Origin of the sequence: Thermococcus argininiproducens (genome assembly GCF_023746595.1) — an archaeon.
Taxonomy (GTDB): domain Archaea; phylum Methanobacteriota_B; class Thermococci; order Thermococcales; family Thermococcaceae; genus Thermococcus_A; species Thermococcus_A argininiproducens.
Genome location: NZ_CP080572.1, coordinates 573,662 through 588,120 on the forward strand (window position 1 = coordinate 573,662; position 14,459 = coordinate 588,120).

Annotated in this window: 15 protein-coding genes; 1 reads left to right on the forward strand and 14 read right to left on the reverse strand. The window is 39.5% G+C overall.

What is annotated here, in order from left to right; all coding sequences use genetic code 11:
- The first annotated feature begins 531 nt into the window (after nucleotides 1-531).
- Entirely contained in the window at nucleotides 532-1,755 is a 1,224-nt protein-coding gene (locus K1720_RS03025) for a flippase (RefSeq protein WP_251949800.1), read from the forward strand.
- On the opposite strand, the gene K1720_RS03030 is transcribed toward K1720_RS03025, so the two are convergent.
- The 14 genes from K1720_RS03030 to K1720_RS03095 form a co-directional block, all read right to left on the reverse strand.
- On the reverse strand, nucleotides 1,752-3,371 hold the full coding sequence (locus K1720_RS03030) for a hypothetical protein (protein ID WP_251949802.1): 1,620 nt from the start codon (nucleotides 3,369-3,371) through the stop codon (nucleotides 1,752-1,754). The two genes, K1720_RS03025 and K1720_RS03030, sit on opposite strands and share 4 nt — an antisense overlap.
- Nucleotides 3,350-4,444 carry a glycosyltransferase family 4 protein gene (locus K1720_RS03035; RefSeq protein WP_251949804.1) on the reverse strand — a complete coding sequence of 365 codons (1,095 nt, stop codon included), beginning with the start codon at nucleotides 4,442-4,444 and terminating at the stop codon, nucleotides 3,350-3,352. Before K1720_RS03035 ends, K1720_RS03030 begins: the two co-directional genes overlap by 22 nt.
- On the reverse strand, nucleotides 4,441-5,646 hold the full coding sequence (locus K1720_RS03040; RefSeq protein ID WP_251949805.1) for a prenyltransferase/squalene oxidase repeat-containing protein: 1,206 nt from the start codon (nucleotides 5,644-5,646) through the stop codon (nucleotides 4,441-4,443). The genes K1720_RS03035 and K1720_RS03040 overlap by 4 nt, the downstream gene beginning before the upstream one ends.
- Nucleotides 5,647-5,652: 6 nt before the next feature.
- A complete protein-coding gene (gene wecB / locus K1720_RS03045) occupies nucleotides 5,653-6,732 on the reverse strand; it encodes a non-hydrolyzing UDP-N-acetylglucosamine 2-epimerase (RefSeq protein ID WP_251949807.1) in 1,080 nt (359 codons plus the stop codon).
- A gap of 5 nt (nucleotides 6,733-6,737) precedes the next feature.
- Nucleotides 6,738-7,835, reverse strand: a complete 1,098-nt coding sequence (locus K1720_RS03050) for a DUF354 domain-containing protein (protein ID WP_251949809.1) — start codon at nucleotides 7,833-7,835, stop codon at nucleotides 6,738-6,740.
- Nucleotides 7,819-8,802, reverse strand: a complete 984-nt coding sequence (locus tag K1720_RS03055) for a glycosyltransferase family 2 protein (RefSeq protein WP_251949811.1) — start codon at nucleotides 8,800-8,802, stop codon at nucleotides 7,819-7,821. Before K1720_RS03055 ends, K1720_RS03050 begins: the two co-directional genes overlap by 17 nt.
- 45 nt (nucleotides 8,803-8,847) lie before the next feature.
- Nucleotides 8,848-10,191: a nucleotide sugar dehydrogenase gene (locus K1720_RS03060; protein WP_251949813.1), complete on the reverse strand. Its 1,344-nt coding sequence runs from the start codon at nucleotides 10,189-10,191 to the stop codon at nucleotides 8,848-8,850.
- Between the two features lies 1 nt (nucleotide 10,192).
- Nucleotides 10,193-11,143 carry a UDP-N-acetylglucosamine 3-dehydrogenase gene (locus tag K1720_RS03065; protein WP_251949815.1) on the reverse strand — a complete coding sequence of 317 codons (951 nt, stop codon included), beginning with the start codon at nucleotides 11,141-11,143 and terminating at the stop codon, nucleotides 10,193-10,195.
- Nucleotides 11,144-11,157: 14 nt separating this feature from the next.
- Entirely contained in the window at nucleotides 11,158-12,255 is a 1,098-nt protein-coding gene (locus K1720_RS03070) for a DegT/DnrJ/EryC1/StrS family aminotransferase (RefSeq protein ID WP_251949817.1), read from the reverse strand.
- Nucleotides 12,256-12,265: 10 nt separating this feature from the next.
- Nucleotides 12,266-12,874, reverse strand: coding sequence for an acyltransferase (locus K1720_RS03075; protein ID WP_251949818.1), 609 nt, complete (start codon nucleotides 12,872-12,874; stop codon nucleotides 12,266-12,268).
- A complete protein-coding gene (locus K1720_RS03080) occupies nucleotides 12,867-13,049 on the reverse strand; it encodes a glycosyltransferase family protein (RefSeq protein WP_251949820.1) in 183 nt (60 codons plus the stop codon). Before K1720_RS03080 ends, K1720_RS03075 begins: the two co-directional genes overlap by 8 nt.
- 376 nt (nucleotides 13,050-13,425) lie before the next feature.
- Nucleotides 13,426-13,911 carry a hypothetical protein gene (locus K1720_RS03085; protein WP_251949822.1) on the reverse strand — a complete coding sequence of 162 codons (486 nt, stop codon included), beginning with the start codon at nucleotides 13,909-13,911 and terminating at the stop codon, nucleotides 13,426-13,428.
- A 32-nt stretch (nucleotides 13,912-13,943) separates the two neighbouring features.
- Entirely contained in the window at nucleotides 13,944-14,162 is a 219-nt protein-coding gene (locus K1720_RS03090; protein ID WP_251949824.1) for a PIN domain-containing protein, read from the reverse strand.
- The gene (locus tag K1720_RS03095) at nucleotides 14,153-14,425 is read right to left on the reverse strand and encodes a UPF0175 family protein (protein ID WP_251949826.1); all 273 of its coding nucleotides are present in this window, start codon (nucleotides 14,423-14,425) and stop codon (nucleotides 14,153-14,155) included. The genes K1720_RS03090 and K1720_RS03095 overlap by 10 nt, the downstream gene beginning before the upstream one ends.
- Nucleotides 14,426-14,459 lie beyond the last annotated feature (34 nt).

A 14,459-nucleotide genomic window follows, 5' to 3' on the forward strand; every position in this document is an offset into this window, starting at 1 on the left:
AGACACGGTAGAGTGCTTTATTCTTAGAACTTGAAAGAACTTATTAATTAGAATATTTTTTGGGTTTTTGACCAGGGTGACAATTGCGAGGTATTTTTCAACTTCCAAGTATGGAGTGTTTAATTTAGCATTGACATCTTAAGTATTGCCATCATTATAGCTACTCTCGGCTTTTAAAACGCACTGCAGAGGGAGTTTGTGTTTTACAGGGAGAAGATTCCTTGTAAGTTAGGGATTTGATTTCACGGCGTTGATTATAGGGTAAAACGTCTAAAAATATCCCAAGTTCTTCATCCTATCTCTCCTGAGGAGCGTTTTGTAATCTTCTATCATGAGCTATTTCAACGGGTATTAGTCTAGGATGTTTGAGGTCTTTCTTGATCTTGGGGGGTAAAGTGGGTATCTGGGTATAAGGATGTAATAAGATCTGCGAAGATTATCCCAGAACTGCTTTTATTATGGTATGTGTGTAAAATGTTAAATCATGGTAACATTTTTAATTTTTAATTATCCGTATATTTGGGGGAGTAAATGAGTTTAAAGAAGAGGCTCATGGTCAATGCAAGCTGGCTTTTAGCAGGTCAAACCCTACATAAAATGATCTCGTATCTGATAATCCTTCTAATCAGTAGGACACTAGGGGACGTGGGTCTCGGCCAGTACTCCTTTGTTATCTCCTTTACTGGGTTTGTATCCTATCTCTCGGATTTTGGTATTAATTATTATATAATGCGTGAACTGGCGAGGGACAAAAGCAAGAAGAGCCTCGTGTCCTATGCACTGGGCTTTAAGTTGGTTCTAGCGGTTCTTGACTGGTTCCTGATAGTCTTTCTTGCTTTTAATCTAAATAAAGATCCTGTAGTTAAGACCTCGATAATCCTGTACGGTTTGGGTGCGGTTCTGAACACCATAGGCCTGCTATTTACAAGTGCAATATTTGCCCACGAAGTTACCAAATATGAGACTTACTCTCTGGTCACAGAGAGGACAATGACGTTTCTCCTTGGCGGGGCAGTTCTTTTGATTACAAAGAGCCTCTTTGCTTTCTTTGTTGTTCTTACAGTGGATCTATTTTTGTTGAACTTTCTTAGGATATACTTTGGCTCCAGATACGTGTCGCCTAAGCCCCAGTTTGATCTTGGGAAGTGGAGAGAAATACTGAGCAAGTCACATGTTTTCTGGTTTATTTACCTATTTTCATTCATTTATTTCAACACGGATATTATAATGCTTGGTCTTATGAAGCCCGATGAAGTCGTTGGATGGTATAAAGCGGGATATTTCTTTATTCAGGCAGCGATGTTGGTTCCATGGGTTGTTGTTAATACAACAATGCCGTCAATATCAAGACTCTGGGTGGAGGATAAAAGTACCTTGAGAGTATTATTTAAGAGGGCATTCCAACTGTTGCTTGCAGTAGGGGTTGCGGGTGCTCTTGGGATTTATGTGAGTGCACCATTTTTGATTAGGGTATTCTTTGGTAAGGATTTCTATAACTCAATCGCCGTTTTAAGGATACTGGCGTGGGTTGTCCCTGCTATGTTTCTAAACTCACTATACGGATCCCTGCTGAACGGTATTGGGAAGGAGAAAACTTACACCAAGATTATCGGGGGCACTGCGCTGCTCAACGTAGTTTTGAACTACCTTCTGATAGGGTGGATGTCGTATACTGGGGCGGCCCTTGCTACGGTAGTAACTAATTGGACAGCAATGGTTATACTATCAATAGATGCCGTAAAGAGTATATGTTAAGACGGTATCTCTAAAAAAACACAGATCGAACCGTCTTGGTACACCCTATTCAGGTTACTATTTGCACTTATTACTTCTAATTCGGGTTTTAATAAATAACGTCCGCCATATGAATGTATTGGCAATCCTCGTGTCATAGTCTTGCAATCGATTATTAAGTTTGTTTTTAGTTTTCCATTTATGACTAGTTCATAGTTCTTTGGGGTGAATCTTCGTAATTCCAGTGGAAGTATCTTATATTCCCCTTCCCATTGGAGATATTTCCCAAATAGGTTAAAGTCTGTGTAAAATTGAGTGTTTGGAGGGACATAATTAAGGATCCACTCGTAGCTGGGATTGATGTCATTGAATCTGGTTAATGAGAGGGCCCCTAATTCATATGACTCATGGGCGGTGACTATTAGCAATGTAGATAATGTTATAAGGATGAAAAGAGCACTTACTATGGCTTGTTTTTGCTTTTTTGGTATTGTACATGATGATACCAATGAAATTGATACTAATGGGAACACTAGTGGAACATACCAAAGTCCGAGTGCAGTTAGCGAATATGCAGAGGAAAATATTGCTTGTGCAATAATTGCACCTCCAACCATGGAAATATGGAAAGCACTTTTAGAATCTAGTCTTTGTGTATGTATGTGTTTTATTGCAAACATTATACTAATAATAATTAGGATAACGTTTATTACATGCAAAAGCATGTGAGAATAAAAATATATCTTTCCTAAAGTTGTAGAGGTGTATGAAAATATTACTGGACTAGGAGTTTTTCCATTGATTCTCGAGAGGTACAGATTACTTAGGTATTCTGCAGAAAATCTGTTAATAAACTCTGTTAGATAATTTGAAGTACTGAATATCTTTGAAAACGTTAAAGTCAATACTATAGATACTAGAAGGAGATTTCTTGTTTTAATTACAATTGGGGGCGTATTGTGTATAGGATATAAAAGAAGCGTAACAATAAATGTCCCTATTATTAAAAAAAGTACTATCATTGTCATCGAATGCCACCATAACGGGAACGACAATAACAGAAGGATTAATAAAGTTAAAATTTTGGAAGGAGACCTATCATCAAGGATATACTTGTGAACAAGTAGAAGGAATATGAAAAATAGTATATAAGTATATGCTGCCATATACGCAGCTTTGAACGCTTTGTGATTCATCAAATATGTTATGAAATAGATATAAAGTAGAGTATATAGTATTGGCTCATTTTTCATTATGAAGTTTTTTATTGTAACAAGTAAAACTAGAGGTAATAGAAATGATCCTAGTGGAATTAATATTGTTTCTCTAATGCTGAGTCCCGATATAGTAGACAAAATAGAGATCATAGTCGCTAATGCTGGAAAATAGTATATAAGATCCCCAACACTCGCAATACTCCTAGGCAAGTTACTTACAGATGGTTTTTCCATAAAAAGAGACGAAAGTGAAAGGTACTCTTTTGGAAAGTAATCCTTTTCATAAAATTCAACAGCAGCTGCAAATGAATTTGGATATCTCTGGAAGTGAGTTTGATTTTGATAGTGATACAAAACTGCATAATCTATTGCTATTAGGTAAAAAAGGAAGGATATTATTATAATTCTTCGTTTATGCATTCGAGGTACACCTCACTAGTTTTTTTTGCAATGTTTTCCCATGTGAAGTTCTCCACGTAATTTCTTATCTTCTCTCTGTTCCACTCCTTGTTAAGGGCGATTAAAATTTTTTCGGCCAAGCACTTGGGATCTCTTGATGGGCAGAGTAGACCGTAGTCTTCTGAGGTTATTATCTCTTCACTACCACCATTTACAGTAGCCACTACAGGAGTACTAACAGCTAAAGCTTCAAGGACTACTACTCCAAAACTCTCAGTTAAACTCGACAATACAAATAGATTAGCGGCATTTAGCCACAAGACTAGTTCTTCATCAGGAACAAAGCCAAGAAGCTTAACATGATTCTGAAGCTGATAATCATTTATCCGCTTTTGGAGTTCAGATTTGAGTGGACCTTCTCCAATTATAAAGCATTTAATATCCTCTTGTTTGTATGAGTTAACCAATATGTTCATAGCGTCAATTAAATACTTTTGACCCTTCTTTTCCAAAAGCAGGGCTACATTAACTATAACTTTGTCATTATGATTTAGCCCGAGCTTTTTACGCGCATTGTCTTTTGGTATCTCATATATCCTTCTGGGGTTATATCCGTTGGGGATTACGACGATTCTTTTTTTGAATTCTTTAGCAATGTCTAGAATAGCCTTTTTTTGTTTTGATGAAACCACAATAAATCTATTAGAATTCTTAATCACAAAGCGTAGAAGCGAGCCATACCTTTTAACGAAAGAGGGAGTGTTCGAGTAGTGAAATGTTACTACTAACTTGAAACCTAATACTCTCTTGAGTGAAGCAGCTATCAAGGCAGGTAAAAATCCTCCTATGGGACCAGATGACTGTATATGAACAATATCAAAATTCTTAGAATCTTTTATCAACTTGATTGCAACACCAAGAGTCTTCTTATGGAATTTAACTAGGTAAGATATGATCTTAGGACTTCCTCGCTTGGCGTTCCAGCTGTACACTTCCACACTAATCCCAACTTTATCGAGGGCATTCGTGAGTTCTCTAGTATGAGTTGCAACGCCTCCTGCCTTATCTAATGGTCCCATCATGAGAACTTTCATTGAAATCCCCTCTTCTGAGATGTTATAGTTATATAAGTTGAGAGAGCCAACATCATCCATGCCTGTGACCATCTCATGTAGGGTATTTTATATGTTATTGGGCCTAATTTTCTAAAGTAAAAATAACCTGAGATGTCTTGCATGTTGGCAATAGTCCAGTGAGCTATTTTTTCAGCGAATTCCAGATAGGAGTTATCATCTAAAAACTTTCCAAGTTTTGTGAATGTTATTATACCCTGTGCCTGGTTGTGGATGTCCACAGGATATCTACTTGGGTATCTATAGTATGCCACACCGTCTTTGGTGAACATCTTTCGGTAAAATGCTACTCCTCGGAGTATAGAATCAGCTATTAGGGATTTTAGTTCTAGGCTTCTGACTAGTTTGTATCCTGATATTAGCCCGTCTATCATATATCCTTGGTGAAAGTCCAACTGGTGACGGATTTTTCCAGTAGCTAGGGATATTGAGTATACCCAGCTTCCCTGAGGATGCTGCAATTTAATTAGTGTTGATACTGTTCTCTCTATGACCTTTTCGTTTTCAAATTGACAGTTTGTAATCTGAGATGCATAGTATATGGCTTCTAACGCTTCCGCAGATGCGTTGGGAACTATCTTCCCCGAGGAACGAGGTGTGTAAAGAAAATATGTATATTGTTCCTTCTCTTCCACAAGACTCTCTAAAAATTTGCAGGAACTTTGAACTATCTCTTTAATTTTTGACATGGGGTTTATTCTATAATACATGACTAACCCTTTTATTGCGTTAACAGTCCCGATTATGTCTGGAATACTTGGAGATAACTCGCTTCCGATAGTCACGTATGGGTAGTAATGGGAAGCCCAACAATGATACCCATATTTGTTAAATAAGGAATTTTCTAACAATAGCTTAAAGAGATTATGTGCCGTATCTCTATATTCTTTACTCCTTGTGGTTAAGTATAACAATGAATACGCTTGAAGAAGTAGTGCTATGCCTTTAGTATCAATACCCTTTTTGATGTTTAATAGTGGTCTCAGATTAATGGGAGAATGCTTATGTAGTTGAATCAGGGCTATATGAAGATATGGATATAGGGGTCTTAATGATGATATTTTTGGATTGTTTATACCATCATATGGATCCCAGCTCTCAAGCCCGTTTTGCTTTATCCATAGGTGCAATTTTTTTAAGGAGTGTAATATTAAGTGATCCATTAAACTTCACCTGTCAAGTTGCTCTGAGAGTATTCTGGCAATTTTCATGCTGGCCTTTCCGTCTCCAAATTTGTAACTATACGTTTCCCCACTTGGTTCAAATTCTTTTATTGCTCTTCGTATCTCGCTTTTGTTGGCCCCCACTAAAATGTTCCATCCATCCTCTACGGTCTCAACCCATTCAGTTCTCTCTCTCAACGTGATGCATGGTACTTTGAGGAAGTAAGCCTCTTTTTGAACACCACCAGAGTCCGTCAGGATTTTTCTGGCGTTTTCTTCTATGACGAGCATATCTAAGTAACCAACTGGAGGGATTAGAAGGATATTTGTGGCTTTTTCAATTTTTTCCATCAGCCCGTAAGTTTTCAGGTACTTCCGAGTCCGTGGATGGGCTGGGAAAACTATTAATTCGTTGCTCTCAATAAACGCGTCAATGATACTCTCTAGGTTCTTCTGATTGTCGGTGTTCTCTGCCCTGTGAACTGTAGCTAGCATGTATTCCTTGGATCTTAGCCCCAATTCATCGAGAATTCTCGATTTTTCCCTTGCGATTTTTATGTTGTAGAGCAGAGCATCATACATTACGTCTCCAGTTAGATAAACTCCGTCTTTAATTCCCTCCTTGTGAAGGTTCTTTACGGCGGTTTCCGTTGGGGCAAATAGGTAATCACTAATGTGATCAGTCAAAACTCTATTGATCTCCTCGGGCATCCTTTTATCAAAGCTTCTTAAGCCAGCTTCAACATGGGCAATTCTAATGTGGAGCTTCACAGAGGCCAAGGCACCTGCGAGAGTCGAGTTTGTGTCCCCATAAACTAACACTAGGTCTGGTCTCTCTTTAATTAGAACTTCTTCGATTCCCTGTAGCATCCCCCCTGTTTGGTAGCCATGGCTTCCAGAGCCGACGCCAAGATAATAGTCTGGCTCTGGAATGTTCAGCTGTTCAAAGAAGATTTTGTTCATCTCATAATCATAATGCTGGCCAGTATGAATCACAATCTCGTCAAAGTGTTTCCTTAACTCTCTCGAAACCGGTGCCATTTTGATGAACTGCGGACGAGCACCAACGATTGTGGCCACTTTCATATATATCACCTAAAGCGGTATTGTATCTCGGGGTTTTCTTTGAATTCTTTGAGGCTATCTGGATAATTCTCTACGAACCAGACCATAAACGAGGTTAAATCAATCTTATCATTTAGTAACTTCTTCCTCTTCTTTTCCCAGATTTTTTTGAGATTTGGTTGTCCGATTAGCTCCAGAGCCTTTTTGATAACTTTTTCAGGCTCACGGATGTTGTAGATAAGCCCATATTCCCTTTCAAGCTCTATGAAGTTTCCCATGTCTCTGGATCCAACAAATGAGTTGCTTCTTATTGCTGGTGTCCCGAGTACCCCTGCTTCGGTAGTCATAGTCTGAGAGTCGCAGACTAAGAGGCTTGCATAATACAGAAAGTGATGTATGTGCTGAGGGGGTATCGGGAGCCGGTATTTTTCTAGCTCCTTGGGTAAAGGTAACTCTGATGAAACAAACACCGTGGCGTATTGGCTTAGTTCTTTAACGAGTTTGAGTTTCTGTTCCAGCGAAAATCCCCCTTCACTGATATCATGATAAGCCTTCCAAGCAACAAAACGAATTAATACGAACTCCTCACCCCTGGAAATCCCAGCGTTAGATAGAATCTTAAAATCTGGCTTAAAATGGTTTGGATGCAGGTATGCTAACTCTTTGTAGCTGGAAACTCTTACCTCTTTGGCCCCATAGGAGTGTCTAATCGACTCGGGAACTATCACAGTGTTTACAAAGGGTGTTGTTATCCAATCTGCGATTGGGAACTTAATCGCCTCGGGTTCAGAGTCGTTAAAGATTATTGAGGATTTTCTTAAGAGAAACGCTGAATGTGCTATCGTAGGATTTAACAATCCCATCAGATATGTAGGATCAAATTCTCTCGCTATTTTGTAGACTTTGATATCTCTTAGAATCCATTCCTTGAAAACTTCAATTTGGCCTTTGCTGGGATTTCCAACTGGGACAAAAGGGATGTTGTACGCCTGAAGTAGGGATATTGTTACATCCTTATTCCTTGCAGTCACGAGGAATTCGACATCTTTCTTGGAGAGTATTTTAATGAAATTTCTGTAGAGGTGAACATGTGCAGGATGCCCAACGTCAATGAATATTTTCATGTTCTCCCCCCATTTGGTTTTGATAGTTTCTCCTCTCCTCCTCCATATCAAATAGCATCGCGAACAAGAACATTGTCAGACCAATTCCGAAGACCACTAAAGAAAGTGTCATCATGAAGAAAAATACATTATGGTGGAGTATAAACTTCTGATAGAACGTAAATAGCACACCTCCTGCACCAGCTAAAAGGAAGAGTATTCCAAATACATAAAAAAACACTAGTGGATGGAAATTATAAAATAGATACTTCTCCTTTAACCTCCAGAAGAAATCTTTCAAGAGCAACCAGGATACATTAATCACGTACTTCGTATACTTAATCTTTGATCTCTCGTTCCCATACTTTGCTGGAATTGGAACATCCAAAACCCTAAAGCCATAGACATTCAGCTTGACAAGAAGATCATTAGGATAACCATACCAATGATAAACTGAGTCTAGATTAATCTTCTCTAGGGCATTCTTGGATATAGCAGTGTATCCATTTTGGGGATCCATTAAATGCCAATATCCGGAAGCTATCTTAGTTAGAAACGTCAATATCATATTTCCAATATACCTAAATTTCGGCATGTTTCTGACGTACTCTGGACCCAGAAGGCGGTTCCCCTTTGTGTAATTGGCCTTTCCTTCAACAATTGGATCCAATAAATTAGGTAGATAAGTGGGATCCATCTGATTGTCGCCTGCCATAACTGCTACAATATCGATATCCCCCTTAAGAGCTTCTTTGTATCCATCAATTATTGATTTTCCAACACCTTGATTAGTTTCATGTTTAATCAATGTTATTCTAGAATCTCTTTTCATGAACTCTTCCACTATTTCAGAAGTCTTATCTTTAGAACCATCGTCCACTACATAGATTCTATCAACATAATCAGGAATGTTTGCTAAGGTTTCTCCAATAAGCGCCTCCTCATTGTAAGCTGGGACCACTACACCGATTTTGTGTTCTTTATACATTTTATTTCCCCCATTGGATTTAAGGTAAATGAAACCCAAGGAAGGCTAGCCCTTTCCGACTCTTAGATAGATAAAACCAAGCTCTTTGGCTTTTTCAACATTTAAGACATTTCTCCCATCGATTATTACTTTGTTTCTCACTTGTTTTGCTATTTTTCCTAGATCGAGCGCCTTGAACTCTCTGTGGTCTGTGGTGATAATTATCGCATCCACGTCCTTGAAATCCCCTTTCCACTCGGCACCAAAGCGTTCAGCATCCTTTGGAGTGCATAATGGATCATAAGCATAAACTTTTGCTCCCCACTCTTTGAGCTCCTCTATGATTGGTTTTGCCGCGGCTTTCATGAACTCCTTAACACCCCCTCTAAAGGTTAAGCCCAGAACGAGAATGTTGCTTCCCTTCAGCGGCTTACCAATTTCATTAAGCGCCTTTATCGTAAGCTCAACAATATGGTGGGGCATCGAGTCGTTTATTTCACGGGCAGTCTTGATCAGGCGTGGGTTCGTCTTTTTCGCAAGATTTATGACGAACCATGGATATACGGGAATGCAGTGGCCGCCAACTCCAGCTCCCGGCATGTGCAGGTGGCAGTAAGGCTGCGTATTCGCCGCTCTAAAAACCTCTAAAGCGTCTAAACTATGCTCCTCGCACCACAATGCTAACTCATTGGCTAAAGCAATGTTTACATCCCTGTAAACTCCCTCAAAGACTTTTACAGCCTCAGCAGCCTTAATCGAGCTCATTGGAATTACGCCCTTCTTGTTAATGGTTTCATAGATGCCAATAACTGCCTCTAGGGTTTTCTCATCACTTGCCCCAACTATTTTGGGATACTGGCCGGTGATGTCTCTAATTGCCGTGCCAGTCATCGTTCTCTCTGGAGCGTGGGCTAAGCCAAACTCGCCAAGTTTAAGGCCACTCTCCTCAAGAATTGGAATTAAACTTTCAGTTGTTCCGGGGGGCATTGTCGCCTCTGTAATTACAATGTCTCCCTTTTCTAGGCCTTTTGAAATTTTCTTTGCCACATCATAAACCGGATCAAGCTTTAAGTTCCCCCTATCATCAGTTAACGTTGGGACTAAAATAATCATGACATCCGCCTGCTTAGCTGCCCAAACACCATCGGTGGTGGCTTTTAATCGCCCGGCTTTCACATTTTTCTCCACCAGCTCTGATAAGCCAGGTTCTTCATTAATGTGATTAGTGCCATTATTTATTGCCTCAACAACATTGTTGTTAATATCCACTCCAATCACATTAGCACCGTGGTCAGCGAAAACAGCAGCTAAGGGAAGGCCCATCTTACCAAGACCATAAACAGCAATCGTAACTTTACCCTCTTTAAAGACTCGCTTAACCTCCTCTCTATTCAGACCGAGAAGTTTCATATCAATCAACCTCCACAATCTCATCTTTTTTTGCACTCTCTAAGGCTTTAATTGCAACTTTTAGTGTGTGCAATCCGTCTTCTCCAGGGATTAATGGTGTGTTATCATTAGTAACACAATCAATGAAATGTTCAATCTCATTTCTCAATGGCTCTCTCCTATTTACCTTCGCTTCTCTTTCCCATTCATCGTTGTATATTACAAGTCTCTGTTTGATATAATCGAGATATGCTATTCCCTCAGTCCCAACAGCTGTTAATGTTCTTGTTTTGTGTGGGGTTAACCAATTGGTTTCAACAATTCCGCTCTTTCCATTAGAGAAACCAAGCATTATTAATGCATGATCCTCAACCCCAGCAGGGTGCTTTACACTTCCAGCTCGAGCATACACTTTCCTCACTCTGTCATCAAATAGAAAACTGATGACATCAATGTCATGAACTCCCAAATCAATGATGATCCCAACATCCCTAATTCTAATTGCCATTGGGCCTACTCTTTTGGCACTAATTGAAACTACCTCCCCTAAAAGCCCTTCCTGGATGCTCTCTTTCAGCTTTAAAACACTAGGATTAAACCTTTCAATGTGTCCAACCATCAAAGTGACTTTATTCTCTTCTGCAGCCTTAATAATCTCTTGAGCATTCTCAATACTCTCGGCTATGGGTTTTTCCACCAAAACGCTAACGCCGTTTTCAATGAACTCTAAAGCAACCTGCTTGTGAAGAGAAGTAGGAACTGCAATGCTTACTGCATCCAACTCCTCTTTAGCAAGCTCTCTATAATCGGCAAAGGGCTTAGTATTGAACTGCTTTGCTACTTCTCTTGCGCGCTCAAAGTTTGCATCAGCAACTCCCACGAGTTTAACTTTCCCTTCTCTTGCTAGTTCAGAATAAACTCTCGCATGATGATACCCCATGTTTCCAACGCCAATAACACCAACTCGAAGCATTGCGATCACCCATCTTAAGAGGAAAGCTCCTCAAGAGTTTGAATTATATACTCAATATCCTCTCTACTAACAGCAGAATGCACTGGTAAGCTTAGAACACGCTTTGAAGCTTCAATAGCGTTTGGACAGATATCTCTTGGATAACCAAGCTTTTGATACAGTGGTTGGTGATGAACGGGCATGGGGTAGTGAATTCCTGTTCCAATATCTTTTTCTCTAAGTTCTTGGGCCAATTCATCTCTACTCAATGGAAATTCTTCTTCAACTCTGATTACATACTGATGGAAAACATGTTTAACTCTAGAATCAACATAGGGCGGAATCAATCCCTTAATTTTTTCTATTCCCTCAGTCAAAAGTTTAGCATTTTCAATTCTCCTAGAGTTCCATTCATCGAGTTTTTTAAGTTGTCCTCTGCCAATGGCCGCAGCAATGTTGGTCATCCTTAAGTTGTAGCCAAGTTCTTCGTGCAAATACTTCTTAATCTGGCCATGGTTTCTTATTAAATCTACTCTTCTGGCCAATTCATCGTCGTTAGTTACCACCATCCCCCCTTCTCCAGTGGTCATGTTCTTGGTCGGGTAAAAGCTGAATGCGGCAATGTCTCCAAAAGTCCCAACTTTTTGGCTTTCAAACTCAGCGCCATGAGCTTGAGCACAGTCCTCGATTAAATAGAGATTGTAATCATCAGCAATCTCTCTAAATGATTTCATATCTGCAGGCTGACCGTAGAGGTGAACAACTACTATGGCTTTGGTCTTGTCTGTTATCTTCTCAAGGACTTCATCCGGATCTAAGTTGAAGGTTTTTGGATCGATATCAGCAAAAACTGGCATTGCTCCCTGGAAGAGTATTGAATTAGCCGATGCAATGAACGTAAATGAGGTGGTTATAACTTCATCGCCGGGACCTATTTTAAGGGCTTTTAAAGCTACATCAAGAGCAGCCGTTCCGTTGGCAACTGCTATTCCATGTTTTGCTCCCAAGTAGTGAGCAAATTCTTTTTCAAAGGCTTCAACTTCTTTTCCGTGAGCGAGCATTCCACTTTTGAGGACACTAACAACAGCGTTGATTTCCTCTTCTCCGATTAGAGGTTTGGCTATTGGTATCATGGAGGACACCTCAAAGCTTATTTTCCTTTAAATATCTTTTATAATGCTCCTGTTTGACTCTAATCTCACTTCCACAGTGAGAGCATTTAAAGATGACATAATTTTCATCTTCGCTCACTTTTTCTTCAAGCTTTCTCCCACAGTAGCAAACGAACCCTTTCAACCTTGCGGGATTACCATAAGCTAGCCCAAATGGTGGAACATCCTTGGTAACAACGGCCCCAGCACCGACCATTGCGTATTCACCAATCGTTACTCCACACACTATTGTGGCATGAGCCCCAATAGAAGCACCTTTTTTCACAAGTGTAGGGACAAGCTCCCAATCTTGGTTAAATGCTCTTGGGTATAGATCATTGGTGAAGGTCATATGCGGGCCGAGAAAAACATCATCTTCAACCTTAACACCGTGATAAATACTTACCCCGTTTTGAATTTTCACATTGTTGCCTATTTCAACATCAACATCAATGTAAACATCTTTTCCAATATTGCAGTTCTTCCCTATCTTTGCTCCTCTCCTTACGTGAGCAAAGTGCCAGATACGCGTGCCTTCACCAATGGTGGTATTATCTTCCACAACTGCTGTTGGATGCACGAAATATTTTCTTTCATTCATTTACGAACCTCCAAGTTTTTGATCTGGGTGAGAAGAAAGGACCTTGAGAGGTCTTATCAAAAGGCCCATCATCAACAACCAGAACATCACCAAACTTCTTAGCTAAGGTGACAACAGAACCGATCGTCAGCTCTTCATTATAGGCCGGGATTATTATGAGGGTGTTATTCTTCATCGAAATCACCGGTGCAATTTTTGCAATTTCTTGGAGTTATTACACAACTTGGATAATTTTTCCAATACATAGTTAAAATGCTACTATTGACTTACATATCAAAAACTTTTTTATTCACTTATTCTTTTTAAATTTTCCTCGAATGAACGTTCGGTTCTGACTAAGAACTGGAGTTAAAGATGCTCAAAATGCTCAATCTGTATTGGTGCTCATTGAGAAATTGTTACATCACCATGGACATAATGTTACGCAAGTATATGGTTTCTGGACACACGTATTGGATAATATTGCCAATCATCAAAACCTCCCCAATAAAAAAAGTACAACATAAAATTATTGGGCAAAGATAATGGTTCAAACAGGGAATCCATTTAGCCTAACTCTTCCTTTCAAACATCCCAACCCTCTTAACATCCTCCCTGAGGGTCAAAAGCAAAAACAATAGCGCAAGGCCCGCGGCAACAGCCACCTGGTTCTCGGTAGTATAAAGGTACTCATACTTAATTTTCACAGCAACCATCAAACCCACAACAATCAAAACAAACAAAAACGCCTTAACATCCAGGAAAAATTCCAGCCTTGATCTTTCCAGCTTATAACTCTCTTTAAACTCGACTCCAATCAAAACCTCCCTCAAGACCATAAGGGCCGGAAAGGCCCCGAGAAAAATAACCTTCAAAGCCTCAAATGAAATAATGTCCTTAACAAAAACATCCCCCATTAGCGCAACCGCATAGAAGAAGTAGGCAATAAGTCCCAAGTCCTTGTTCTTCCTCGCCAGGAAATAAATCACCGGTATCAAAACGATAGCTTTACTCCTCAACACCAACCCGCTGATGAACGCTATTATTCCCCAGATCATCTTTTGTTCCTCCTATACTCTCGTTATTTTTGTTAATATTGTTTTATAATCTCTTTTAGATCATCCACCGGAGAATAAAAGCCTTTTTTAATCATTTCTCTCAGTATTTCGTTTGCCTCATTTATTGTCAGAATACCTTTTTTAACTCCCAGACCAAGAACTCCTATTGTCCCTGAGACTCTCAAATTAAGAAGATGAATTTTTCCGACTTTGGCAAAGTTTGAAAGCACTGTGTTGTCTATTACAAACAATTTAGAACCTCCAGATCTACCATTGCATCTTCCCTGCTGAGTTTCCTTACTGGAATCCCTCTTTTCCTAAATTCCTCAATTAACTCGTCTCGGGTAACTCCTAAGAGTTCTGCAGCTTTGCTAAGGCTGATGTTAGTATCAAGATAAGCACTGATCACAATTTCCCAAAATAACTCTTTGTCCTTTTTTAGAACTTTTAATACCCGCTCGGGATTAAAGAGTGCTATCTTTTCTAATTCACTAACTATCCATGACTCTTCCATATTCATCCCTCACTTTGTGATTTACATTATGATA